At 62.4% G+C, this 25,832-nt stretch carries 20 protein-coding genes; 6 read left to right on the forward strand and 14 right to left on the reverse strand.

All coding sequences use genetic code 11. The features are described 5' to 3' along the window. Positions 1 to 3: 3 nt before the first annotated feature. The 5 genes from FFS13_RS04600 to FFS13_RS04620 are packed head-to-tail and all read left to right on the forward strand — an operon-like array spanning position 4 to position 5,851. Positions 4 to 948: a DUF58 domain-containing protein gene (locus tag FFS13_RS04600; protein WP_137817922.1), complete on the forward strand. Its 945-nt coding sequence runs from the start codon at positions 4 to 6 to the stop codon at positions 946 to 948. Then, the gene (locus FFS13_RS04605) at positions 945 to 1,439 is read left to right on the forward strand and encodes a DUF4381 domain-containing protein (protein WP_137817923.1); all 495 of its coding nucleotides are present in this window, start codon (positions 945 to 947) and stop codon (positions 1,437 to 1,439) included. The genes FFS13_RS04600 and FFS13_RS04605 overlap by 4 nt, the downstream gene beginning before the upstream one ends. Then, entirely contained in the window at positions 1,432 to 2,487 is a 1,056-nt protein-coding gene (locus FFS13_RS04610) for a VWA domain-containing protein (RefSeq protein WP_137817924.1), read from the forward strand. The genes FFS13_RS04605 and FFS13_RS04610 overlap by 8 nt, the downstream gene beginning before the upstream one ends. Beyond that, a complete protein-coding gene (locus tag FFS13_RS04615) occupies positions 2,484 to 4,214 on the forward strand; it encodes a VWA domain-containing protein (RefSeq protein ID WP_137817925.1) in 1,731 nt (576 codons plus the stop codon). Before FFS13_RS04610 ends, FFS13_RS04615 begins: the two co-directional genes overlap by 4 nt. Continuing rightward, positions 4,211 to 5,851 carry a BatD family protein gene (locus tag FFS13_RS04620; protein WP_137817926.1) on the forward strand — a complete coding sequence of 547 codons (1,641 nt, stop codon included), beginning with the start codon at positions 4,211 to 4,213 and terminating at the stop codon, positions 5,849 to 5,851. The genes FFS13_RS04615 and FFS13_RS04620 overlap by 4 nt, the downstream gene beginning before the upstream one ends. A 323-nt stretch (positions 5,852 to 6,174) precedes the next feature. On the opposite strand, the gene FFS13_RS04625 is transcribed toward FFS13_RS04620, so the two are convergent. The 10 genes from FFS13_RS04625 to FFS13_RS04670 all read right to left on the reverse strand — a co-directional run bounded on the left by FFS13_RS04625 (position 6,175) and on the right by FFS13_RS04670 (position 20,376). Beyond that, a complete protein-coding gene (locus FFS13_RS04625; RefSeq protein ID WP_171006415.1) occupies positions 6,175 to 8,559 on the reverse strand; it encodes an RND family transporter in 2,385 nt (794 codons plus the stop codon). A gap of 20 nt (positions 8,560 to 8,579) precedes the next feature. After that, the gene (locus tag FFS13_RS04630; RefSeq protein WP_371922930.1) at positions 8,580 to 9,692 is read right to left on the reverse strand and encodes a WD40/YVTN/BNR-like repeat-containing protein; all 1,113 of its coding nucleotides are present in this window, start codon (positions 9,690 to 9,692) and stop codon (positions 8,580 to 8,582) included. Between the two features lie 216 nt (positions 9,693 to 9,908). After that, the gene (locus FFS13_RS04635) at positions 9,909 to 11,279 is read right to left on the reverse strand and encodes a DUF1329 domain-containing protein (protein ID WP_137817928.1); all 1,371 of its coding nucleotides are present in this window, start codon (positions 11,277 to 11,279) and stop codon (positions 9,909 to 9,911) included. A 65-nt stretch (positions 11,280 to 11,344) separates the two neighbouring features. Next, a complete protein-coding gene (locus FFS13_RS04640; RefSeq protein ID WP_137817929.1) occupies positions 11,345 to 13,348 on the reverse strand; it encodes a DUF1302 domain-containing protein in 2,004 nt (667 codons plus the stop codon). A gap of 507 nt (positions 13,349 to 13,855) precedes the next feature. Beyond that, a complete protein-coding gene (pepN, locus tag FFS13_RS04645; protein WP_137817930.1) occupies positions 13,856 to 16,513 on the reverse strand; it encodes an aminopeptidase N in 2,658 nt (885 codons plus the stop codon). Positions 16,514 to 16,532: 19 nt separating this feature from the next. Beyond that, entirely contained in the window at positions 16,533 to 17,360 is an 828-nt protein-coding gene (locus FFS13_RS04650; protein ID WP_137817931.1) for a DUF2797 domain-containing protein, read from the reverse strand. After that, positions 17,357 to 17,617, reverse strand: coding sequence for a YeaC family protein (locus FFS13_RS04655; protein ID WP_137817932.1), 261 nt, complete (start codon positions 17,615 to 17,617; stop codon positions 17,357 to 17,359). The genes FFS13_RS04650 and FFS13_RS04655 overlap by 4 nt, the downstream gene beginning before the upstream one ends. 27 nt (positions 17,618 to 17,644) lie before the next feature. Continuing rightward, a complete protein-coding gene (locus FFS13_RS04660) occupies positions 17,645 to 18,514 on the reverse strand; it encodes a rhomboid family intramembrane serine protease (RefSeq protein ID WP_137817933.1) in 870 nt (289 codons plus the stop codon). Then, positions 18,511 to 19,485, reverse strand: coding sequence for a metallophosphoesterase (locus FFS13_RS04665; protein ID WP_171006417.1), 975 nt, complete (start codon positions 19,483 to 19,485; stop codon positions 18,511 to 18,513). The genes FFS13_RS04660 and FFS13_RS04665 overlap by 4 nt, the downstream gene beginning before the upstream one ends. Next, entirely contained in the window at positions 19,486 to 20,376 is an 891-nt protein-coding gene (locus FFS13_RS04670; protein WP_137817934.1) for an NAD(+) kinase, read from the reverse strand. It lies immediately after the preceding gene. Positions 20,377 to 20,635: 259 nt separating this feature from the next. Here FFS13_RS04670 and FFS13_RS04675 point away from each other — a divergent pair, with 259 nt between their 5' ends. Then, entirely contained in the window at positions 20,636 to 21,598 is a 963-nt protein-coding gene (locus tag FFS13_RS04675) for a DUF1853 family protein (RefSeq protein ID WP_137817935.1), read from the forward strand. A gap of 21 nt (positions 21,599 to 21,619) precedes the next feature. On the opposite strand, the gene FFS13_RS04680 is transcribed toward FFS13_RS04675, so the two are convergent. From FFS13_RS04680 to FFS13_RS04695, 4 genes are all read right to left on the reverse strand, one after another. Next, positions 21,620 to 22,729 (reverse strand): cyclic nucleotide-binding domain-containing protein, encoded by a 1,110-nt coding sequence (locus tag FFS13_RS04680; protein WP_137817936.1) that lies wholly within the window; start codon positions 22,727 to 22,729, stop codon positions 21,620 to 21,622. Beyond that, positions 22,722 to 23,744 (reverse strand): 1-aminocyclopropane-1-carboxylate deaminase/D-cysteine desulfhydrase, encoded by a 1,023-nt coding sequence (locus tag FFS13_RS04685; RefSeq protein WP_371922931.1) that lies wholly within the window; start codon positions 23,742 to 23,744, stop codon positions 22,722 to 22,724. The genes FFS13_RS04680 and FFS13_RS04685 overlap by 8 nt, the downstream gene beginning before the upstream one ends. Before the next feature lie 3 nt (positions 23,745 to 23,747). After that, on the reverse strand, positions 23,748 to 25,112 hold the full coding sequence (locus FFS13_RS04690; RefSeq protein ID WP_137817937.1) for a chromosome partitioning protein ParA: 1,365 nt from the start codon (positions 25,110 to 25,112) through the stop codon (positions 23,748 to 23,750). Positions 25,113 to 25,326: 214 nt separating this feature from the next. After that, positions 25,327 to 25,755: a nuclear transport factor 2 family protein gene (locus FFS13_RS04695; RefSeq protein WP_137817938.1), complete on the reverse strand. Its 429-nt coding sequence runs from the start codon at positions 25,753 to 25,755 to the stop codon at positions 25,327 to 25,329. Positions 25,756 to 25,832: the final 77 nt, after the last annotated feature.

Consider the following 25,832-nt stretch of genomic DNA (forward strand, 5'->3'; position numbering starts at 1 on the left):
CCTATGCAAGCACCCCTAGTTGCCGAACCCGGAATCCGCGCCAGCCTCGCCGAGCTGATCGAGATGCGCCATCGCGTCCGCGAGGTGCAGCTGTTCTCGACCCCCGCCCGCCGCAGCCCGCTGATTGGCCTGCACCACTCCAAACTGCGCGGGCGGGGCGTGGACTTCGATCAGGTGCGGGTCTATCAAGCCGGCGACGACGTGCGCACCATCGATTGGCGCGTCACCGCACGCACCCAGGAGCCGCACACCAAGCTGTTCCATGAGGAGCGCGAACGGCCGATTTTCATCCTGGTGGAACAGAGTCAGCGGCTGTTCTTCGGCTCCGGCCTGGTGTTCAAATCGGTCCTTGCCGCCCAGGCTGCAGCGCTGATCGGCTGGGCCGCACTGGGCCATAACGACCGGATCGGCGGTCTGGTATTCGGCGACAGCGAGCACCACGAAATCAAACCACGGCGCAGCAAACACAGCTTGCTGCAATTGCTCAACCGTCTGGTGCGCGTGAATCAGGCCCTGCACTCCGAGGCCCAGCCGAACCGCGACGCGTTCGGCCTGGCTCTGCGCCGGGCCCGCGAGGTGCTGCGCCCCGGCAGCCTGGTGATAGTGCTCTGCGACGAGCGCGCCCTCACCGAGAGCACCGAACAGCAGCTGAGCTTGCTCGCGCGCCACACCGACTTGCTGCTGCTGCCGCTGTCCGACCCGCTCGACCATGCCCTGCCCGCCGCAGGCTTGCTGCAGTTCACCCAACGCGGCGCGCAACTGGAGCTGGACACCCACTCCCTCGAACTGCGTCAGGCCTACCACGCCCAGGGCGAGGCGCGCCGCGCCCGCTGGCAGCTGCTGGCGCAGAAACTGGGAGTGCCGCTGTTGCCGCTGAGCACCCAAGGCGAAATGGTCGAGCAGTTACGCGATCATCTGAACGCTCAGCGCCCCAGGAAGCAGCAATGAACCCCCTCGAGCAGTTGGAGCCCCTGATCGCCCCGCCCGCGATCCCCTGGTGGCCGCCCGCACCCGGTTGGTGGCTGCTGGCGTTGCTGCTGCCACTGCTGCTGTGGGGGCTGTGGCGACTGCGCCGGCGGCTGCCTTTCCCGCGCAAGAAAGCCCCGCAGGAACTGCCCCTCGACCCGCTGCGCCAAGCCGCCCTGATCGAGCTGGCGCAACTGCGCAAGCCTTACGACGGCGCTCCCGCCAGCGTTTGGCTGCAACAATTGAATGCACTGTTGAAGCGCCTGTGTCGTAGCCACTACCCGGCCAGTCACAGCCACACCTTGAGCGGCCGCGCCTGGCTAGCCTTTCTCGACAACCGCTGCCCGGCCGCCGGTCTGACCCGCTGGATGGTGCTGGTGGAAGGCGCCTACCGCCCGGAGTGCAAGCTCGACGACAAGGCCGTGAATGGTCTCAACCAAGCGATCGACATCTGGATTCGCAAGCATGTTTGAGTTCACCTGGCTCTGGATCTTCCTGCTCGCCCCCCTGCCCTGGCTGCTGCGACTGGTGCTGCCCGAAGCCGACAGCGGTGAGGCGGCGCTCAAGGTCAGCTTCCTCAATGAACTCGAAGGCCTGGCCGGGCGGCGTGCGCGCGCCAATCTGCCGGCCTGGCGCCAGCAGGCCCCCTTCGCCCTGCTCTGGCTGCTGCTGCTCGGCGCCGCGGCGCGCCCGGCCTGGGTGGGCGAACCCTTACCGCTGGCCGCCAGCGGGCGCGACCTGTTGCTCGCCGTGGATGTTTCCGGCTCGATGGACTACCCCGACATGCACTGGGACGGCGCCGAGGTCAGCCGCCTGACCCTGGTCAAACATCTGCTCGGCGACTTTATCGAGGGCCGCCAGGGCGATCGCGTCGGCCTGATCCTGTTCGGCAGTCAGGCCTACCTCCAGGCCCCGCTGACCTTCGACCGCCATACGGTGCGCACCTGGTTGGACGAGGCGCTGATCGGCATCGCCGGCAAAAACACCGCCGTCGGCGATGCCATCGGCCTGGCGGTGAAACGTCTGCGCCAGCGCCCGGCGGAGAGTCGCGTCCTGGTGCTGGTGACCGACGGCGCGAACAACGGCGGCGAGATCGACCCGCTGACCGCCGCCCGCCTGGCCGCCGAGGAAGGGGTGAAGATTTACCCGATTGGCATCGGCGCCGATCCCGAACAAGGCGGCGCACTCGGCCTTAATCCGGGGCTGGATCTGGATGAACCGACCCTGCAGGCGATTGCCGAGCAGACCGGCGGCCAGTACTTCCGCGCCCGCGACAGCGAAGAGCTACAAGCCATCGAAACCAGCCTCGACCAACTCGAACCGGTGGCCCAGCAACCGACCCAGGCCCGGCCAACGCTGGAGCTCTACAGCTGGCCGCTGGCCGCCGCGCTGTTGCTCAGCCTGCTCCTGGTCGCCCACGCACTCTGGCCGCAGCTGCTGCAACAGCGCCTACCGCAACGCTTACAACAACGTTTACAACAGCGGGCCAGCTGGCCACAGCGGCTGCGGAGGCGCCCATGATCGCCCTTTGGCCACATTGGCTGAGACCCTTCTGGCTACTCATCCTGCCGCTGCTGGGCTGGCTACTCTGGCGCCTCTGGCACCGCCAACGGCGCGTCGGGCGCTGGCAGATGCTGCTGCCGGCCGCCTTTCATGCCGTACTCCTGAGTGGCGGCAACAACCGCGGCAGCCGTCTGCCCTGGATCGCCCTCGGTCTCGCCTGGCTGCTGGCCCTGCTCGCCTTGCTCGGCCCCGGCTGGCAAAGAGTCGAACAGGCCAGCCAGAAGCGCGCCGACCCGCTGGTGGTACTGCTGGAGCTGACCCCGGCGATGCTCGCCAGCGACCTCACCCCGACTCGCCTGGAACACGCCAAGCGCAAACTGCTGGACCTGCTGGAGGCGCGCCGCGACGCCCAGACCGCCATCGTCGTCTTCGCCGGCAGCGCCCATACCCTGGTGCCGCTCTCCGACGATCTGGCGACCACCCGCAATCTGCTCGAATCGCTCAAGCCCTCGATCATGCCCGAACCGGGCCAGCGCGCCGACCTGGCCGTCAGCAAGGCGCTGGCCCTCTTGGAGCAAGGGGCGCAAGGCCAGGGGCGGTTGCTCTTGATGGGGGCGAGCCTGGACGAACAAGAACGCCAAGGCATCCGCCGCGCCCTCGGCGCCAAAGGCGAGCGTCTGCACATTCTCGGCATTGGCACCGCCCAGGGCGCACCCATAGCCCAGGAAGACGGCGGCTTTCTCAAGGATCAGCAAGGGGCGATCCTGCTCCCGCGCCTGGATAGCGCCGGCCTCAAGCGCTTCAGCAGCGAGCTGGGTGGGCGCTATATGGGCGCTCGTCTGGATGACAGCGATTTACGCAGCCTCGGCCTGCTCGACGGCGCCCAGAGCCTGCGCGAGACCGAGCCGATGCGGCTGGCGACCTGGGCCGATCAAGGCCATTGGCTGCTCTTGCCCCTGCTGCTGCTCGCCGCCTGCGCCGGCCGCCGTGGTTGGCTGTTCTGCCTGCCGCTGTTGCTGCTGAGTCCGCAACCGAGCTATGCCTTCGAGTTCGGCGACCTCTGGCTCCGCCCCGACCAACAGGGCCAACGCCTGCTCGAGGCCCAACGCCCGGCCGAGGCCGCGCAACACTTCCAGAACCCGCAATGGCAAGGCCTGGCGCTGTACCAGGCAGGTGACTACGCCGGGGCGGCCGCGCATTTTGCCCTCGGCGATACGGCCGCCGAGCACTACAACCGCGGCAATGCCCTGGCCAAAAGCGGTGAACTGGAAGCGGCGCTGGATGCCTACGAGCAAGCACTGGAGCGCCAAGCCGACTTACAACCGGCACTAAAGAACAAGGCCCTGGTCGAACAACGGCTGCGCCAGCAACAGCAACAACCGGCAGACGCAGAGCGCCAGGACTCTGCCGACGCGGCACCGCAGCAGAATCAGCCTGGTCAGCCACAAGCAGGCGAGTCGGATGAACAATCGGCGAGCCAGGACCAACCGAGCGAAGCCAGCAGCCAAGACGGCGAGTCGAAGGCCGTAGGCCAGCCGAAAGACCAGAGCGGCAACCCGCAGCCAGGCCAACCCGGCGGCGAAAACATGGCCAAGACGACGCAAGCCAAGGCACACGAAACCCTCGGCGGCGAACGCCGGCAGGCCCTGGAACAGTGGTTGCGGCAGATCCCGGATGACCCGGGCGAACTGCTGCGGCGTAAGTTCTGGTATGAACAGCAACAACGTCAGGAACAGCCCCGATGACCCGCCTGCTTTGCGCTCTGCTTCTCAGTGTTATGGCGCTACACGCCGGCGCTGTGGGATTTTCCGCCAGCGTCGACCGCACACGCCTGAGCGAAGGCGAAACCATCGAGCTGACCCTCGAGTCCGATGACGTCACCCTGTTCGGCAAACCCGACCTGACTCCGCTGAACGAGTTGTTCGAGGTTCTCGGCACCCGTCAGCTCAACCGTCTGACCACCCTCGACGGTGAGGCGCGCGCCACCACCCGCTGGATGGTCACCCTGCAACCGAAACACACTGGCTCAGTGGTCATTCCGCCGTTGCGCCTGGGGGAGGTGGAAACCCAGCCCATCACCCTGAAAGTGCTGCAGACCGACGAACCCACTGACAGCAACCAAGTGGCGCCGGTCTTTATCGATGCCAGCCTGGATCAGGAAAGCGTCTACGTTCAGGCCCAGGCGGTACTGACCCTGCGGATCTACCACTCGGTTTCGCTGTACGACGACAGCAGCCTGACCCCGCTGCAGATCCCCGAGGCACGCATCGAACAACTGGGGGAGCCGCGCACCTACGAGAAAGAGATCAATGGTGTGCGTCATGGGGTGATCGAATTGCGTTATGCGATCTATCCGCAGCAAAGCGGCGAGCTGCAGATTCCCGCCCTGCTGTTCAGCGCCACCGTGGCAGACCGTAGGCAGAGTAACGACTATCAGCCCTTCGGCCCGCGGCCCGGCAAGTTGATGCGAGTGGAGTCTCCGGCTATCGCGCTGACGGTCAAGGCCAAACCGAGCAACTACCCGGCCGGCGCCCCCTGGCTGCCAGCCCGCGCCCTGAGCCTCGCCGAAGCCTGGAGTCCTGAGCCAAACAACGCCCAGGTCGGCGACTCGCTGACACGTAGTGTGATGCTCAAGGTCGAAGGCCTCTCCAGCGCACAGCTGCCGCCGTTGGCACAGACCCAGGCGGAAGGCTTGCGGCGTTATCCGGATCAACCGCAACTGGCCAACCAGGCCAGCGAGCGCGGCCTGATCGGCAGCCGTGAAGAACGCGAGGCGCTGGTGCCCAACCGCAGCGGGCGTATCGAACTCCCCGCCATGGAAGTGCTTTGGTGGAACACCCACGAAGACCACCTGGAGCGCACCAGCCTGCCGGCGCGCACCCTAGAGGTGGCCAATAACCCGGCGCTGGAGGTGGACGCGCCGGTGGGCTCGGAGCCCTCAGCGATGTTGGCCGAGGGCCCGCCGCTGTGGCCCTGGCAGTTGGCCTGCGCGCTGCTCGGCGGCACCACCCTGCTCGGCTTCGGCCTCTGGTGGCATGCTCGGCGACAACCTGCGGTATCCCGGGCGGCGCAGAACGGCCCCAGCCCGCGCAGCCTGCTCGACGACCTCAAGCGTGCCTGTCTGGCCAATGATTCGCAGGCCACCCGCCAGGCACTAGACGCCTGGGCCCGCCAGCAACCGGAAACCCTCGCCGATATGGCGGCACGCTTCGTCCCGCTGTCGGAGGCGCTCGACGGCCTGAACGGTGCGCTCTACAGCGAAAGCGGCCAATACTGGCAAGGTGAAGAGCTGTGGAAAGCGATCCGCGCGCTACCCGCCGCCGAAGCCACGCTGGCGGGCACGCAGGAACCCAACCCGCTGCCCCCGCTGTATCCACGCTGACGCTATCTCGCGCTATAGCCTGCAAAAACCTGAGCGCAGCTCTACTGCGGATTCAACGCACCAGGATCGCGGCTCTTCGCTGTGCCGTGAGCGGGATGACGCGGCTTAGAGTTGAGCCTTGCATAGCCCTCATCCAATCCATCGCCCTCACCACCGTCATTTGCGCGCAGGCGGGAATCCGGCTGCGACGCGGCTCTGTCCAGCCAGTTCCCGACGCTAAAGACAGGATGATGGACGTAAGCGCCCTCCACTCCACCCGGCCTTTCAGCCGAGCATAAAAAAACCGCAGCCTAGGCCGCGGTTTTTTGCTCTTGCAGTAACCCTTAGTGCGCGAGCAGCGAACCACCAACTTTGCCGGCCAGCTTCTCTGGTTTGATCAGGAAGCGAGCCAGGGCTGGGAGCAGCCACAATGCGCCGAACATGTTCCAGAGCAACATGAAGGTCAGCATCAGACCCATGTCGGCTTGGAACTTGATCGCCGAGAAGATCCAGGTCGCCACCCCGATCGCCAGGCACAGACCGGTGAACAGCACCGCTTTACCGGTCGACTTCAGCGTTTGGTAGTAAGCCTCTTGCAACGGCAGACCGGCCCGCAGGAAGCTCTCCAGACGGGTGTAGATGTAGATGCCATAGTCGACCCCGATACCCACGCCCAGGGCGATCACCGGCAGGGTCGCGACCTTCACGCCGATGCCGAGGAAGGCCATCAGCGCGTTGCCCAGCACCGAGGTGAGGACCAACGGCAGGACGATACACAGGGTCGCGGCGATGGAGCGGAAGGTGATCAGGCACATCGCGGCGACGCAGATGTACACCAGGATCAGGATGGTCAGCTCGGACTCTTTGATCACTTCGTTGGTGGCCGCCTCGATGCCGGCGTTACCCGCCGCCAGGAGGAACTCCAGACCGTCCTTGTTGTGGTCCTTGGCGAACGCCTGCACCGCAGCTACAGCACGATCCAGGGTCTCCGCCTTGTGGTCATTGAGGAACACCAGCACCGGCGCCAAGGAGCAATCGGTGTTGAACAGACCATCGGCACGGGCGATGGAGTTATTCAACACGTCTTTGTTGCGCGACAAGGTTTCCCACTTCAGGTTGCCCTCGTTCATCCCTTTGATCATCTGCTTCGACACAGTGACCAAGGAGATCGCCGATTGCACGCCCTCGGTGTTCGTCATCGTCCACATCAGCTCGTCGATCGGCTGCATGGTGTCGTGGATCGAGCAACCTTCGGCAGCCGTCTTGACCATCACCACCAACACATCCGAGCTGGTCGAGTAGTTATTGATGATGAATTGGTTGTCCAGGTTGTAGCGCGAGTCTGGACGCAGCTCGGGTGCGCCCTGATCCAGGTCACCAATCTTCAGGTTATGCCCGTACCACAGGCCACCGGCAAAGGCTGCCAAGGCAATGACCACCGAGATCGGCGCCACCACCGGATGGGCGAAGTTCGACAGCAAACGCCAAAACGGGTGCTCGCGCACCGCGTCCTTCTTGCTGCGCTCGATCGACTTCTGGCTGATGCCGACATAGGAGATGGCCACCGGCAGCAGGATCAGGTTGGTGAAGACGATTACCAGCACACCGAGGGAAGCACTGATCGCCAGCTCACGAATCACCCCGATGTCGATGATCAGTAGTGTGATGAAGCCCACGGCATCGGCCAGGATCGCAATCGCCCCCGGCAGGAACAGCTGCCGGAAGGTGCGCCGCGCGGCGGTCAGGGCGTTATCCGCATCGCCCGACTGCAAGGCAATCCCGTTGATTTTCTGTACCCCGTGGGAGATACCAATCGCGAAGATCAGGAACGGCACCAGCATCGAGTACGGGTCCAGACCGAAGCCGACGGTGTGCATCAGCCCCAACTGCCAGAGCACCGCCACCAAGGTGGTGGACAGCACGGCGATGGTGCTGCGGATGCACAAGGTGAACCAGTAGAGCAGCACCAGAGTGATCAGGAAGGCAATGCCGAAGAACGCCACCACCATGACCAGGCCATCGATCAAGTCGCCGACCTTCTTGGCGAAACCCACGACATGGACCTTCACATTCGGGTTTTGCGCTTGGTACTTGTCGCGGATTTTCTCTTCCAGTTCGTGGGAGAACTGCCGGTAATCCAGCTTGAGCAGCGTGCCTTGGTCGTTCGGGTCCGGATAGGACTCAAGCAAGGGCACGTCGACGATGCTCGACTTGAAGTTGTTCGCTACCAGACGGCCGATCTGCCCGGACTTGAGCACGTTGTTGCGCAGCTCTTCGAGGCTAGCTTCAGAGCCGTCATAGGTCTGCGGGATGACTTCGCCACCGGCGAAGCCTTCCTCGGTCACTTCGGTCCAGCGCACGCTCGGACTCCACAGTGACTTCAACCCCGAACGGTCAACGCCTGGAATATAGAACACCTCGTCATGCACCTGACGCAGGGTCTCCATGTACTCCTTGCCGAAGATGTCACCATCCACGGCCTCCACCGAGATACGCACGGTGTTGCCGAGGTTGGCCAGATCATTGCGGTGCTCGAGCATCTTCTGAATAAACGGATGCTGAAGCGGAATCATCTTCTCGAAGCTGGTGGACGGACGCACCTGCAACGCTTGGTAGCATAAGAAGATACTGACCAGCAGGCAGATCAAAATCACTGCCGGCCGGTTGTTGAAGATCAGGCGCTCAAGAAAAGTCGCCTTATCCTGGTGATGGTTACTCATCGTACTCATACCTCAAAAGCCCCGGCTTATTATTTTTGGCCTAGATCAGGTTGACCTAACTCAGCGCCAGTCGGCGAGGAGACATGCACGCCGCCTTGTCCCACTAGGATCAGGTTGCCCTTGTCGTCAGCGCTCACGCCGGCCAAAGACAAGCGATCTGGACGATTGACCAGGCTGAAGGTGCGGCCGTTATCGGTACTCTTAAGTACGCTGCCACCATGCCCCACTACGACCAGTGAGCCGTCTTTCAGCACGGCGCCGCTGGCCAGCCCGAACTCCAACGGACCGTTACGCTGCATGCTCAGCGGGATGTTTTGCCAGGTGCTACCGAAATCGCTGGAACGGAACAGGTTGCCGCGCAGGCCATAGGCCAGCATGGTGCCGGGCTGATTAGTGCCGAGCACACCGAACAGCGAGCCTTCGTAAGGGCCTTTAAGGGTTTCCCAGGTTTGCCCCCAGTCCGGCGAACGGAACATGCTGCCCGCCTCGCCGACCACGAACAGGCCGGAGTCCTTGACCTCGGTGATGGCGTTCAGGTGGTAGCCATCTGGGTTGTCCATGCGCTCACTGACGTCTTCCCAGGTCTTACCGCCATCGGTCGTTGCGAACAGCGCACCGTAAGCACCCACGACAAAACCGCTGTTTTGATCCTTGAACCAGACATCCAGAAAAGGCGCACCTTCTTCACGCTCTAGATCACTGAACTGCTGAACCCAAGTGGCACCGCCATCTGCGCTGGCGAGGATCTGCGCATCGTGACCAACAGCCCAGCCACGCTGGTCATCGACGAAGAAGACCGCAGTCAGCATCTGGCGAGTCGGCACCTTGGCCTGGGTCCAGACCTTGCCATTATCATCGGAGTAAAGGATGTGGCCACGATCCCCCACTGCCACCAAGCGCTTGCCCGCATGAGCTATATCGAGCAGCAGAGCGCTCGCGGCCTTCGGCGACTCAATGGCATAGACGGTTGCTGAAGCGGCGGCGCTTTGCGCCTGCAGCGGAGCTGCGGCAAGGCTCAGAACAGACAGCACACTACACAGCGAAAGCACTTTAGCCAGCGGCGAGTGGAAGCGGAACGCCGGTGCGCGCAAGAACTTCACAGCTTCACCGGACTGGGTGCGCCGCATGACGGGCTCACTCATATGCCTTTCCCCTTTATTGTTATGGGTCGATCGGTCTTTTAGCAGACCGCCTATCCTATCCAGCTTTCGAAAGGCCTGACAATCAACATGACGTTATGTTTTGTTAAGGCAAACCCGCATGATTGAGGCCTTATTCGGCGCCCTGATGCAGAAAGGCCGCTACTACTGTAGCGGCCTTTCTCCAACACTACACAACCTCGGTTGTGATGGCTGCGGTCAACGCGTGCCGCGGCGACGCAGCGCGGCTGGCTTGAAGTAGCCGTCGTCCGGAATCGGCTGGCTAAAGTCGATGGTGGTCGGCTCTTCGTTATCCAGGTTCTGCACGTGGTAACGACGCGCTTGCAGATCGTGGAACACGTCCAGTGCAGACCAGGTGGTCGGCAGTTCGTAGTAGTTCTTCAGGTACGCCTGGGACACACGCCACAGCTCGCCACGACCATCGTACTGGTCCACTTCAGCCGCTTGCCAGCTGTCCTCATCGAGGAACAGGGTGCGTTTGGAGTAGATATGACGGGCGCCGGCTTTCAACGTACCTTCCACCACCCACACCCGGTGCAACTCGTTACGTGTCAGCGCCGGGTTCAAATGCCCCACCTGCAGCAGATCCGCGTACTTCACAGCAGGGCTGGTGACTTTGTAGTTGTTGTAAGGAATGTAGATTTCCTTCTTACCTACCAGCTTCCAGTCGTAACGGTCCGGGGCACCGTTGAACATGTCGGTGTCATCGGCGGTACGCAGGCCATCGGCCGCGGCAATCGGCGTGTCATAGGCCAGGTTCGGCGCGCGGCGAACACGACGCTGACCGGCGTTATAGCCCCAGGCCTGACGCGGCTCTTTCACCTGATCCAGGGTCTCGTGTACCAGTACCGCACCACCCGCCAAGCGCGCCGGGCTCTTGGTGAAGGACAGGTAGTAGAACATGATGTTGTTCAGGTCAGCGTACGCCCCCTTAGGGTTGTAGAACTTGAACATTGCCTCTTGCTGCGAGGTCACCAGGGTGTAGGCACCGTTACGCTGAACGGCCACTTCGGAAGCGCGACGGACGATGTAAGTACCACGGTAGCGAGCGATGTGGTTCCACACCGCCTCCACGCCATTCTGCGGAATCGGGAACGGGATGCCGCCGTAGGCGTCGGCAAAACCGTTGCCGCCGTCCAGCAGCTTGGCATTAGTGGCGTTCTTCACGCTGTTGTCATACACCCACTGCGGCGCGGAGCCGGAGCGGCGAGTCTGGTACACCGGTATCTGGTAGCTGTTCGGATAAGCATTGAACAGGGCGATCTGACCGGGGGTCAGGTTGGCCTTGTACTGATCCAGGTTGGCTTTGGTGATGGTGAACAGCGGCTTGTCACCGGCGAACGGGTCCACGTGGTGCTGGCCTGGCGTCTTGTATTCGGCCGGTGCCTTGGTGATACCACCGGTCCACGCCGGGATAGTGCCAGCGGCATTACCGGCCTTCTCGGCACCGAAGGGAGTCAGGCTAGTACCCAGCTTGGCCGCTTCTTGCGACGAGACCGCCGCCAGCGCGCTACCAGCAGTCAGCGCCAGAGCAATCGCGGCGCCAATCAGCGTGTGCTTTTTCAGCATCATATTTCTCCGTGAGGATTCATCGACCGGGCGCCCGTAGACGCCCGGCATTTTTCTAATAGGGGTTAGAAGGAGTACTTGACGTTGACGCCGACGTTGTCGCGGTCGCGGCTCGAGTTGTTCTGGCCGCCGCCGAAGAACTCGGTGTACTGCAGTTCGGCTTCCAGGCTGCTCAGGTAGCTGGCCTTCACACCCAGGGTGTAAGCCTTGCGCCCTTCGATGAAGTTACCGGTCTGGTAGGAGTTACCCTCGAAGTCGTCCTTGTAGACGGCGTAGGGGGAAACGTTCACACCGGCGTACACGTCGTTCCAGGTACCGCTGAGCAGCAGGGTATAGCCATAGGCATTCTTGTTGACTTGATCGTCACGGTCACCGCCGCTGATGTACGCGAAGTTACCGCGGCCGGAATAGTAACGAGTGCTGCCGTCGAAGGCCTGATAGTGCAGATCGCTACCGCGCAGGTGCTCGGAAGCCAATTCGGCCACGCCGAACAGCGAGTCGAAGCTCAGGGTCGGGCCGAAGTTATAGATGGTGCCCAGGGAGGTGTTATAGGCCTCGACGCGCTCGCCGTTATGGATCTGGTCGGTGATCTGCACCTCTTGGCCACCAATGTTCACCACTCGCCCATCGGCCAGCGGAGCCGCCTGCTTCAGCAGATCGCCGAGCAGGTCGTTGGTGGTGGCGATACCGATCGGCAGGTTCGGCCGGTAGGCCAGCTCACCGAATACCGAGGCCTCGCCCAGGGTGGTGTTGAAGCTCATGCCATACATGCGGATGTCTTCGGCATACTCGCGACGGCCGTTGACCTGGTTGGCCACATCGACGGCCGCCGCGCCGTTGACCAGGCCGAGGACAGTCTCGGCCAGGGCGTTACCACCGCCAGCAGCGCTGACCAGACTGTCGTAGTCGGCGAAGAAGCCACCCAGGCTAGCGAGCTGGTCGATATTCAGACCGGCATAGCTGTCATTGAGGTCGGCGTTGATGGTCGGTTCTTTCGAGTGGTAGTTGACGAAATAGAGCCCGAATTCGGTGGAGTTCAGCTCCTCGGCGATATAGCGGAAGGCCGCGCCGAACTGACCATCGTTCTTGGCATTGATGTCCGAACCGATATTGGCGACCTTGAAAGTGCCATTGCTGTTGAGGAACTCGGTACCCTGGATCCCGCCGAAGTTGGCGCCGACAGGAATGATGCCGAGCACATTGCCGCCATTCACCAGCGTCGAATAGGCACTCTGGAAGGTAGCGCTGCTGGCCGCCGGGTTGGTGGTGTAGGCGGTATTGCCGCCATCGGCAAACAGGTCGGTTTCAGAGAAATAAGTACCCACCGGGTCAATCGCGCTTTCCTTCCAGTTGAACTGGTAGAAAGTCTCCATCGACAGGTTGTCGGTCAGGCCGAGGTTGAAGCTCAGCGCCTCGACCGGCACCAGCACTTCCTTCAATTCGGAGCCAGGCAGGCGGAACTTGGCGGCATCCACCGGGTTGGTGGTGTTCACGCCACCACGATAGAACAAGCCCTCGCCCCAGTTGAATACCTGCTTACCAATACGGCCGGTAACCGGCATATCGGCGATATCCCAGTTGCCATATAGGTAGGCATCGAGGATCTGCGCATCACGCCCGGCCTTGTGGCGGGTTTCGTCGGTGAAGCTGTTGTCTTTCGGGACGTTCTGGCTCGGCTGTACCGGGCTGTTGTTGTCCAGGTAATCGTTGCGCTTGTCCATGATCTGGGTGTCATAGAAAGCCGTGCCACGAACGAAAACGCCATAGTTCTTGTAGGTCGCTTCCAGGTCGGAAGTGATCTTGTAGACCTCGGACACCAGGCCGGTATCGAAATTACGGTTGCCGTCGTTGGTGTTGATATCGTCGTTGGTTTTGTCACGCCCCTGCACGCGCCAGAGCTGGCCGTAGGACACCGTGGTATCGATGGAACCGCTGACTTCATTGTCGGCAAAGCTGAATTCCACCGCCTGGGCCTGAGCGGCGACCAGCAGCGGCAGGATACCGGCAAAGGCGAAACCGGCCTTGGACGGCGCGAAACGCAACAGAGGATTACGGGACTTGAATTCCATCGAGACTTTAACTCCGTGGACAGATCATTCTTCTTATTGCGCCCCAAACCAAAGGGGCGCAGCGCAGCCGCACTCGTGGCGGTTTTTTTTAGTTGATCGGAAGAAAAATTCCCCAACGCGCTTAACGCGCACCCCGGGGCTAGAAATGCACCATTACGGGGCCAAATCCTTGGCTCTACTGCAACCATGGTGCCAAACAGGCGTTTTAATTCAATAAAACGGCGCCAACAAACCGCGAACAAACAGCCATTTTGTGACCGATCATTCACCAGCCAACTCACTCATCATTCAGTGGATGACTGCGCAAGTTGTCCTACGATCTGGCGCGCATTGTCACTCAAGGCCACACCACGGTAGGGTTTTCGCTCACGCAGGCGACAAGCAGTCAAGCCAAAACCCCCAACCTAAAGAGGGTTAGCTAATAAGCAGGAGAGCGGTTATTCCCATAGGTAACAAAAAAGTGCTACCGATGCATGGCCGGTAACACTTTGAGAGGTAGGACTCGTCTTAGGCTAGGCTTTTGCTGACGACTTCATAGACGTCGCTGGAGAGTTCACCCGAGGCCAGGATTCGCTCTAGCTCGGCCTTCATCAGCGCCTGGCGAGCCGCGTCGTATTTGCTCCAACGGGTCAACGGCGCCAACTGGCGAGAGGCAATCTGCGGGTTGAGGGCGTTGAGGGTAATCACCAGGTCGGCCAGGAAGCGGTAACCGGCACCGTCTGCGCGGTGAAAGTTGACCAAATTCTGGCCGGCGAAGGCACCGATCAACGCCCGCACCTTGTTGGGGTTTTTCAGGGTAAACGCCGAATGCTGCATCAGTTGCTGGACCCGCTCCAACCCGCCCGGCAGAGTGCTCCCCGCCTGCACGCTGAACCACTGATCCATCACCAGCGGGTTGTCCTTGAAATGCTCGGCGAAAGCCGCCAACGCCTTGGTCTTTTCCTCGGCAAACGCCGAGTTGACCAGCACGGCCAAAGCCGCCAGGCGCTCGGTCATGTTGTCACAGGCTTCGTACTGCTCCAGGCAGGCGCTGAGTACTTCTGGCTTTTCACTCAACATTAAGTATGAGAGCGCGATGTTTTGCAGGCTGCGCCGCGCGAAATGCGCCGCTTCGGCGACATATGCACTGTGTCGAGACGACTCACGATTGGCCTGATAATGCTGCCATAGCGGTGCGAACAAGGCCTCGGCCAGTTGCTGCCGAGCAAACTCGCGGGCGGCATGGATGGCATCGACGTCCGCGCTCTCGCTGATTTCGGTGAGATAGGCCTCGCTCGGCAACGACAGCATCTCGGCCACCATCGCCTGATCCAGCTGCTGGTCTGCCAGCACGGTGCGCAAGGCAACGACCAGACGCTGATCGAGCAGCAGTTGCTCGCCACGCTGGTGCTGACCGATCAGCTCTTGCAGCACCTGCACCGCCAGCTGTTGACCCGCCTCCCAACGGTTGAAGCCGTCGGAGTCGTGCTGCATGAGGAACATCAGTTGATCACGGTCGTAGGGGAAACTCAGCTTGACCGGTGCAGACAGGCCGCGCAGCAGCGACGGCAAGGGTTTCTCAGCCAGGCCGACGAAGGTGAACGCCTGCTCGGCCTCGGTAACGGCAAGCACTCGAGTCTCGCCCTGCGCCTTCACTTCACCCGCCAGACGCAGTGGCAACGCCCTGCCCTGGCTATCCAACAGACCCAGCTCGAGCGGAATCACGAACGGCAGCTTCTGCGCCTGCCCCGGAGTCGCCGGGCAGCTCTGGCGGAAGCTCAGGGTGTAGGTCTGGCTTGCCGCATCATAGGCCTCGCTGACTTGCAGGCGCGGCGTACCCCCCTGGCTGTACCAGCGCTTGAACTGGGTCAGCTCGACGCCATTGGCGTCCTCCATGGCCTTGATGAAGTCATCGCAGGTCACGGCCTGGCCATCGTGGCGCTGGAAATACAGATCGCTGCCTTGGCGGAAGCCCTCGGCGCCGAGCAGGGTGTGAATCATCCGCACCAGTTCCGAGCCTTTCTCATACACCGTCAGGGTGTAGAAGTTGGAGATCTCTATGAAGCTGTCCGGGCGCACCGGGTGGGCCATGGGGCCGGCATCTTCGGCGAATTGATGGGTCCGCAGGTAGGCCACGTCCTCGATCCGCTTGACCGTGCGCGAGTTCATGTCGGCAGAGAACTCGGCATCCCGGAACACCGTGAAGCCTTCCTTCAAGGACAACTGGAACCAGTCACGGCAGGTCACCCGGTTGCCCGACCAGTTATGGAAGTACTCGTGCGCGACCACCGCTTCGACACGCTGGTGCGCGGCATCGGTGGCGGTCTCGGCCTTGGCCAGCACGCAACTGGAGTTGAAGATGTTGAGGCCCTTGTTTTCCATGGCGCCCATGTTGAAGTCGTTCACGGCGACGATCATGAAGATGTCCAGGTCGTACTCGCGGCCATACACCTCTTCGTCCCAGCGCATGGAGTTCTTCAAACTGTCCATGGCGTGCTGGCATTTGTCGATGTTTTCCGGCTCGACATAGATGCGCAGCGCCACTTCGCGCTGGCTCATGGTGCTGAAGCTGTCTTCGATGCACCACAGATCACCGGCGACCAACGCGAACAGGTAGGCCGGTTTCATGAACGGGTCTTCCCAGGTCGCCCAGTGCCGCCCCCCCTCCTCCGGCCCGCTGGCAATCGGGTTGCCGTTGGACAACAGCACCGGGTAGCGATGCTGCTCGGCGCTCAGGGTGGTGGTGAAGCGGCTCATCACGTCCGGGCGATCGAGGTAATAGGTGATCTTGCGAAAGCCCTCGGCCTCGCACTGGGTGCAGAACATGCTGCCGGACTTGTACAGGCCCTCCAGGGCGGTGTTGCTTTCCGGGTGGATGCGCACGCTGCTGTCGAGGGTGAAGCTGGCCGCCAAGGGCTGCAAGCGCAGGTGGCTGTCGCTCAACTGGTAGTCGGCAGGCGACAGCTGAATGCCGTCCATGCTCAGGGACAACAGTTCGAGCTGCTGGCCATCCAGCACCAGCGGCGGCAAACCGGCGCCGCGCTCGGGATTGCGGCGCATCAGCAGTTGCGCATGAACCAGGGTGTGGTCCTCGAACAACTCGAAGGTCAGATGGGTCTCGTCGATCAGGTAGTCCGGCGCCTGATAGTCCTTCAGGTAAATCATCTTCGGTTGTTCGGTGCGCATGGCTTATGGCCCTTTACGTTCAGGAATGCACGGCGAGTTGGTAAGCCGTGTATTTGCGGATATTGATGACGCCGGTGTCGAACAGCAGGTATTGGCCCTTGATGCCCAGCAGCGTGCCTTCTGCGATCGGGTCCTTGTCCAGGTTGAAACTGGTGATCTTGGCCGGGTAAGCCTCGATCGGGTAACGAATCTCGATGGGTTCCAGATCGCTCAACTGCTGGATCGCCTGCAAGCCGAAACGCTGCTGCAACGCCTGCAGGCCTTCGCCGCAGGTCGCGAACAACTGCTCGCGAATCGCCGGCAGGTCCACCGGCGGCGCATCGCCTTTAAGCAAGGCGCGCCAGTTGGTCTTGTCCGCCACTTGGCTGCGCAGCAGGTCTTCGACGAAGCCGGACTGCTGCCGGGTCGCCACCCGCAAGATCGGCAGCGCCTGACTCGCGCCCTGATCCAGCCAGCGGGTAGGCACCTGAGTCGCACGGGTAATGCCGACCTTGACCCCGGACGAGTTGGCCAGATAGACCACATGATCGGTCATGCAGAACTGCTCGCCCCAGCTCGGCTCGCGACAGGTGCCGGCCTCGTAGTGGCAGCGTTCCGGGCTCATGATGCAGATATCGCACTGCGCCAGCTTGGTCATGCAGGGGTAGCAATAACCCTGACTGAAGCTGGTTTTGGTCTTGCGTCCGCAATGGCTGCAGTGAATCGCGCCGAGGTACTCCAGACGCAGGGTCTTACCGATCAGCGGATTGACCGGCAGCTCTTCATCACCCAAGCGAAACGCGTACTGCACCGGCGCTTCCAGACGCGCCGACATTTTGCTTAACGCGCCGCGACCAAGCTCGCTCAATGGATGGCATCCGATTTGAACAGAAGGTTCGGCACTGGCGCGGATTTCGAGCTGCACTCCTGCGGCCCCATGTAACCGGTGCGCTGTTCCTCGGGCAGATTTTGCAGCTCCCAGGCGATGACGGCCTGCAAACTCAGTTCTTTCTGCTCCTGGCTGAGCTTGCGGCCGTCCGACCATTTGCCGATTTCCACCGCCAGCTTGAGGCTCTGGTAAATCTCGGGGGTGATGTTTTCAATCATTTCAGCAAAAGACGACATGAACGCCTCCAAACATAAAGCGGCAGTTTAACGGCGCAAGCGCGCCAGCGCACCGCCCAGCAGCCCGGTGACACAGCCCACCAGCAAGCCACCGACATGCGCACCGTTGGCAATGGCCCCGAAGCCCAAGGTCTCGGTCACGCCGGACAGGCAGATCAGCAACCAGATCAGCATCATCACCACCACACCCTTGGGCAAGCGATAAGCCGGGTTAGGCGCGAGCCACTGGAAAATCCAGCAGTGCCCGAGCAGGCCATAGAGCACGCCGGACAGCCCGCCGAACAACGCAGGCCCGGCAACGGCATACTGGACGCCGTTGGAGACCAGACCGAACAGCAGCGTCAGCCCCAGCAGCATCACGCCGCCTTGGCGTGCCTCGATCCGCCGCCCCAGCTCCCAGAACCACATGGCATTCATCGCCAGATGCAGTACGCCGAAATGGATCAGCATCGGCGTGATCAGCCGCCACCACTGTCCGGCGGCCAGGCTCTCGGCCAGCGGCGTGAACACTATGTAGTCGCCCTGAATCTGGAAGTCCTGAAAGCTCAGCCAGCGGATGGTGGCGAAGTTGTCGCCGAGCAAGGTCACCCCGGCCACCAGCAAGGTCAGCAACAGCACCCAGGTGGTCAGCGGGTTGTCGCGCAGTTGCTGAACAAAGCCGCCCGCCCCCTCCGGCACCGACACCGACACCGGCGCGAGCTGAAAATCAGGGTCACCCTCGGGAAAACGCCGATAGAGGCCGCGCACATCCTCAGCCAACTGCTCGCCCGGCACCCAGAGCACCTGCTCGCCGGACTCCTCACTGACGCGATGCGGCACCTGCAAGCGCTGCAACAGCGCCACAAAGCCGCCCAGGTTAACGCTCAGCGGCAGACGTAAGACTTCAACAGCACTCATTGCAACAGCTCCGGCCGCTCAACTTCGACCCAGGCGAACTTGCGCGGGTCGAGGCGGGTTTCTTGATCCAGGCGATAGGCCACCAACTTGCCGGACAGCACGGCGCTGTAATCCAAACAGGCCAGGTTCGGCCGAATCGGTGCCGGCTTGCCGCTACGCCAGTAATGGCCGACGAACAACAGTGGCTCTTTCGGCCCATAGCGCAGCAGTTCGGTTTTTTCCGCTTCGGACAGCGGCGTCTGTGCCACCCGCTCGGGCAAGGCGTCCGGCTGAAATACGATGTCACCGTAGGTTTGCGGATCTTCTTCCCAGAACTTGGTGCGAAAGAACGCGCGGGTAAAGCCATCATCGCTGGTCAGCGTTAGGCCGTGGGGCAAGCGCATGTCCGTACCACGCAACAGACGGTTAAACACCCTGTCGGCAAAACTGCCCGGCACCGCGGCGGCTTGCAGGAACGACTCATCCACGCGGCCGTCGGCATACAGCGCGCGCAACGACTCGATCAGGCCGGCATCCCAGCAGGCATGCACGACGCGGAAGCGGCCGGCATCGATAAACAGGGGCAGTTGATAAAACCAGCCAAGAAACTCACGCCACTCGCCCGGGTAAGCCTCGAACTGCGCCAGACTTTCCTTGATCAGCCGCGCATGCCGCGGCGTGTGCTCACGGACATAGTGCCGACCGCTACCCGGCAGCGCCGGGGTGCTCCAGCCAAGCGCATTGAACTCGTGGTTACCCATGATGCACAGCGCCTGGCCCGCTTCGACCATGCCATGCACGAGATGCAGCGCCTCACGGATGCGCGGCCCACGGTCGATGATGTCGCCGAGAAACAGCGCCTGGCGCCGTGGGTGGCGCCAGCTGCCTGCCTGCCGACGGTAGCCAAGCGTATCCAGCAGGCGCTCGAGGGTGCGGGCGCAGCCGTGCACGTCACCAATCAAGTCGTAGCCGCGTGCCGGATCGAGCAACATTTAATCCCCTCCGCCACCGAGCCGGCTGCCCCAGCCCAGTTTGGTCCGGCAGACCTCGTAATAATTGTGCTCCAGCGGGTGAATCAGGCAGAGCTTCTGTGGCTTCTTGCTGATGGTGATGGTGTCGCCGGGCGCACAGGTGAAGTGGTTTTGCCCATCGCAGGAAACCTGCGGATAGATCTGCATGTCCTTGGCGACGACGATTTTCAGCTCACTGTTGCCATCCACCACAATCGGTCGGCTGGACAGGGTGTGCGGGTACATCGGCACGATGACGATGGCGTCCAATTTAGGGTGCATGATCGGCCCGCCCGCCGACAGCGCATAGGCGGTCGAGCCAGTGGGCGTGGCGACGATCAGGCCGTCGGCCTTCTGGCTGCAGACGAACTGGCCGTCGATATGCAACTCGAACTCGATCATCCGCGTGGACTTACCGGGATGCAGCACCACATCGTTGAGGGCATCGCCCTGACCGATAGTTTCGGCGTGCCGGCGCACCTCGGCCTCCAGCAGGAAGCGGCTTTCCACCAGGTACTGGCCGTCGAGCACCCCGGCGACCTTGACCTCCAGTTCATCCGGGCGGATATCGGTGAGAAAGCCCAGGCTGCCGCGGTTGATCCCCAGCACCGGCACCTTATGCTGGGCCAGCGCCCGCGCGGCGCCCAGCAGGCTGCCATCGCCGCCGACGACAATCACCAGATCGCAGGCCTCACCCAGGCTCTTGCGCGACGAGGTTTGCAAGCCGTGACCCGGCAACACCTCGGCGATGGTGTCCTCGAGGATCACATGCAGATGGCGATCGAGCAGGAATTTCTTCAGCCGGCGAATGGTGTCGAGCACCTGCGAGCTGCCCAAGCGACCGATAATGCCGATATTGCGAAATTGCTCCATGGGGCTCCTACGGGGCTCAGGGACAGTAGATAGGCCGATTATGGGCGAAAGCCGCCGACAGCGGCAAACCAGTGCCGCGACCTAGAAGTTCGACACAGCGCTGGCCAGTGGGTTTTGTCGCGAGGCCAGGCAGCACGACGAGACATAGTCGGCCATGCCGAGGAGTGGCAAGGTCCAAAAGGTGCGGCCAGGATCGGCTGAAACCTGTGTCTTGAGGCAGTAATACCTCTTTTGTAAAGACAGGCGCTATGCTCGCAGAATGATGCCTTTCACCGCGCTTGCCGACCTGCCCCGCCAGTTGCACCAGCCCCAGGTGCGCGATCTGGCCTGGGTGCTGCTCGCCCCACCGATACTCAGTACCACCCCGTGGCCGCAGCGTCACCCGCTCAGCGCCAGTGCCTGGGCCGCTGCGCCGGAACAACTGGCCGACTGGCTGCAGACCCTGGACCGCAATAGCGCGGCGCTCGAGGCCTGGTTAGCCCGACATTCGGTGCGGCGCCTCGGCCTGTATTACGAGCGGCTTTGGCAGTTCGCCCTGAGTGCGGCCCCGGGCATCGAGCTGATGGCGGCTAACCTGCCGATCCGCCAAGCCGGGCATACCTTGGGCGAACTGGATCTGCTGCTGCGCGATGCCGAGGGTGTGCACCACCTGGAACTGGCGATCAAGCTCTACCTCGGCCCCCAGCACGGCGATGGCACTGCCGCCGCGTGCTGGCTCGGCCCCGGCAGCCATGATCGTCTGGACCTCAAGCTGAACCATTTGAGCCGGCATCAGCTGCCCCTCTCCGCTCGCCCCGAAGCGCAGGCAGCGCTGGCCGAGCTCGGCATCACGCAGATTCAGGCCGAACTCTGGCTCGGCGGCTACCTGTTCTACCCCTGGCCCGGCAGCAGTGAAGCTCCGCACGGTGCTCAACCGCAGCATTTGCGCGGCCGCTGGCTGCACCGCCGCGACTGGCCAGCCTTTCTTGCCGCAAGTAGCGCGGGGCGTTGGCAACCCATACCTCGACAAACCTGGCTGGCGCCGGCGCGGGTGGTCACAGCGGACACCTGGACGCCATTACAGCTGGAGCAATGGCTGGCTCAACTGGACGAGCATGCGCCGGCCCAACTGCTGGTCAGGTTTACGGAAAACTCAGCAGGAAACTGGGAAGAAGCCGAACGCTTATTTCTGGTCGCCGATCAATGGCCACAACGGGGCGGCGATGGGAAAACCAGGCCGTAGATACCGCGATCGGTAAGCGGGCTAGCGGCTACGCTCGGTGCGCCCGCCGGAGCGCGCCAGATAGCCCGAACCACTTTCGCAGAGCAGCCCGTCACGCAGCACCGCCGGCAAGGCGTCCAAACCATCGCGCAGGGCATACACCTTGAACCCCAGCTGCGACAATAGAAACACCGCACTGGCGCTGCGTTTGCCGCTGTCGCAGTAACACAGGTAAGTACGCGCCTTATCCAATAGCCGAGCCTTAAGGCGCAACAGCTGCAACGGCATGTTCAGCGATTCCAGGGCATGGCCGCGCTCGTACTCCTCTTGCAGCCGCACATCCAACCACTGCGCACCACCTGATAGCAGCCGCGCCGCCTCACCGAAAGACACCTCGTCGACCACCGGCGCCTTGAGCAAGGCGAAGAAGTCCTGGCGATCCAGACGCAAGACCACGCCATCGTCCAGCATGGTCACGGTGGCATTGCGCGGCCGGTCGGCCAGCAGCGCCTCCTCACCGAAACACGCGCCGACTTCCAGTTCGGCCAGCACCTGATGCTCGCTGCCCGCACTGCGAATCACCTCGGCGCGCCCACTGTTCAAGAAGAAGCAGCAATCGCCCACCTCCCCCTCGCGCAGCACCGTGCTCCCGGCTGGCAGCTCGATGCGCTGCAAACGTTCGAGCATCGCCCGCACATTCGGCGACGGTACTTTGGCAAAGAGGGGGTTTTCCAGCAGCCGCTCGAGCCACTCCACGTCCTCGCCGGCCTGCCCCAACTCCAGCAGCAGATCCTGATAGGCCAGGCGCCAGGTCAACAACCGTGTCAGGGTTGCGCTGTCCAGCGTCAGCAGGCTGGCATCGGTCAGCGCCCGGGCTTCATGCAAGCGTGGCAGGCTGGGTGACAGCGGATGGCAGCTGGCTTCACTGCCCGCGAGCAAATGCTCTTCTTCACCGTCGACAGAACACAGCAGCAGTTCACCCGCCAAGAGGTAATGGGTCAGCCGCGCCTGATCACCCTGGCGGAACAGCAATTGACCGGCCAGCAAGGGTTGCGGCACTAGCTGATCGCGCAGCTCGCGCCACTGCTGTTCGGAGAGCACGTTGAGCGGCGTCAGGCTGCGCAGCTGTTCGGGATTCAGGGGGTCACTCATGAGGATATCCAGACTCCACCGGTCGAAGCTCAGCGTCACCGGCCACAGGTCCAGCCAGATCGCGCGAGCGCATCGGCTCGTTGTTCGTATCGTTGTTCATACGGGCGGCCCTGCGCCCCTGCAAGCCGCCCGTATGGACGAAGAGCAGGCGTGTACCAGGGGCAAAGTAACCGGCCTCAACCCGCTGGCGCAATGCCATTAATGCTTTCGCGGTATATAACGGTTCTAACGGCACGCCGCTGCACGCCTCAAGCTCAAGAATAAAGCACGCCAACTCGGCATCGACCTTGGCAAAACCACCGCGACAGGCGTCCAGCAACCGATAACCACGATCTGCCACGCCTGCCTGGCACAGAATCGTCTGCACCTGCTGCGCCACGCCATGGTCGCCCGGCACCGCCATAGCGCCGAACACCGGATGCGCACCCGCCTCCGCCAGCACCAAGCCAGCCAAGGTAGTACCCGTGCCCACGGCCAGCCACCAGCCGTCGTAGTCAGCCCAACCGAGCGCAGCCAACTGCTCACGCGCCTGCGTCACCAGCGCCGCACAGCCCAGCGCCCCCGGCAAACCACCACCGCCCTCCGGCACGGCGTGCAGCTTGGGGTAGCGTGCCTGCCATTGAGCCCAGAAATCCGGCCGATGCCGCGCTCGATAACCGCCGTAGCCGAGCCAGTGCAGTTGCATGCCCCACGCCTGCAGATCACGCACGGTTGGCGTGTCTTGCGGTTCACCGCGCAGCAAGCCGGCGGTGGGAAAGCTAAAGCGCTTTCCCACCGCGGCCAGGGCATGCAGATGATTGGAATGCGCCCCGCCCAGGCTGATCAAGCCATCGGCACCCACCGCGGCGGCGCTAACCAGATGCGGGGTCAGCTTGAACCACTTATTGCCGGAGATCAGCGGGTCGATCAGGTCGAGGCGCAGCACCGCCAGCTCGACACCAGCCTGCGCCAGCCAATCGAGCTGCAAAGGCTCAAGTGGTGCCCTAGGCGCCCACTGCGGAATAACCAGAGACAAGGCTTAGCTGACGGTGTGCAGGCGGCTGGCCTTATGCCGCGCACAACAATTGGAGTCGCCCGCGACGAACCGACTGGGGCTGTCCACCCGCTCGATCGGCATGGCGCAGCGCTCACCGCTGGGCAAGTTCGCCTCGCAGTTCGGTTGCTGGTAATGCGCCAGCCACTGGAGATATTGCGCTTGCGACACGAAGCACTTGGCCGCGGCGTAGGCCAGCGGATTATCCTGATACCGGGCGATATCCTGCAGCGGGATAGTCAGGTGACCGGCCCCCGGGTGATAGACGACGAACACCACGCCGAGCTTGCTCAGCCGCTCGAGAATCTGTTCGCCGCCTTGGCTGGCAAACGCGTCACGCTCACGCTTGAGGCGCTCGACTTCCTGTTGCAGTTGCGCGTCCAGCTCGTTGCGGTAGGCCAGCTCAACGTCACGAATGGCGATCTGCTCTTGGTGCTCCACGACCGCAGACGCGATCTTGGCTTGCAACTCGGCATCAAACTGCGCACGCAGGATATCGCTCTCGGTGCGGCCATGGTGCTCCAGAGCCCGCAATTGCTGGGTCATTTCTTCGCGGTTTTTCTGCAAGCCATCGGCTTGCGCGGCTAATTGCGCCTTGAGGCTCGCGTTGAGTTCCTCCTGCTGGCGCAAAGCCAGGTGCAGGCCATGGATTTGCACCTGCAGCGTTTTATTCTGCTCAGCATTGGCCAGTTTGAGTTTGGCCAACTCCTCTTCGTGTTGCTGGCCCAGGCTGCTGATCCGCAGACGCTGCTGTTTGATCAGTTGCGCGGTTTTCAGGCGGTGTTCCTGAGCGTTTTTCTCAGCCAGTTTCTCCGCCACCTCCTTGGCTGGATCCGGCGCATGCCATTTGTCCTCGGAAGCCATTTGCAAACGTTCGGGAGCGACTGTCTGTGCCGAGTCTTCCTCAACCAGCAAGCCCAACTGATTACGCTTGGCCGCATCGCGCAGCAGTACCAGGTCGTTCTGCCCCGGCGCCAGGCTGGGGTCCCATAGGTGCATCTGATGCCAGGACACCGGGCACTGGCTGCGGCAGGCCAAACGAATCGGCCCCGCACCGAGGTCTGGGCCACGCCCGGAGCGCTCGGCCAGATGCCGCAGGGGGATATTCCAACCGCTATCGGCCAAGCCCTTCTTGTCGAAATCCAGATAGAAGAACACCGCCGCGCGGATCAACAGGCGCGGGTTGATCAACACATAGGCCACGCGCACCTGCTGATCGGCGAACCCCGGCATAGTCACCATGCCGTCGAGCAAAGCCTCGAATTCGGGAAAAAGCATTTCCTTGCAGATGCCGCGCTCACTGAAGAACATCACGGCTTCCACTATCTGTGGCTTGTTCTGCATGCTCATCGGCTTCCCTCTAGGCCAACACGGCGATAGTCCTCTCGGGCGTAACGCTCCTGGCGGCCTGAGTAAAGGCGGCAAAACCAGGCGTTATCCCGTGATATCGACAAGTCTAGGGGAAAAAGGGGCGCAGGCAATGTGACTGGGTTGGCAGTCGCCCGCCGTGGCAGTTAGACAGACCGACGGCGGGGCGAAACTGTGATGGGCTTGGTGCAATGTCTCAGGACTTGGAGCTGGCCAAAAAGGGCGCCAGACGTCGCCCCATCTCTTCGCCCAGCGCCTGCAAGCCACTCAGAGGGCGAATCATCACCTCGAAATCGACAATCTTGCCGTCGTCATCGAAGCGAATCAGGTCGATACCCTTGAGCTGACGATCACCGACGCGGGCGCTGAACTCCAGCACCACGCTCAAACCATCTTCGCTGAACAGCTGCCGATGGTAAGCAAACCCCTCGAACACCTGCGAGACCGTGTTCAGAATCAGTGTCACCAGCGGCGCACCGCTATAAGGCTTGAACGCCATCGGCGAACGAAACACCGCCTGCGGATGCAGCAAGGCCGGAAGAGCACGCAGATCCTGTTTTTCGAGCATGGCATGCCATTGCTCAAGCGTGACGGCAACAGCAGGGTTGGGCGATATAGCTAGCATGTGCAGCGTCCCCCTTATGAAAAGCCTGAAGGTCAAGCATCGAGCCGTCATGCCCAGCTTCGCGGGCACGACGGTGT

This window comes from Pseudomonas sp. 2FG (assembly GCF_005502935.1).
Lineage (GTDB): Bacteria > Pseudomonadota > Gammaproteobacteria > Pseudomonadales > Pseudomonadaceae > Aquipseudomonas.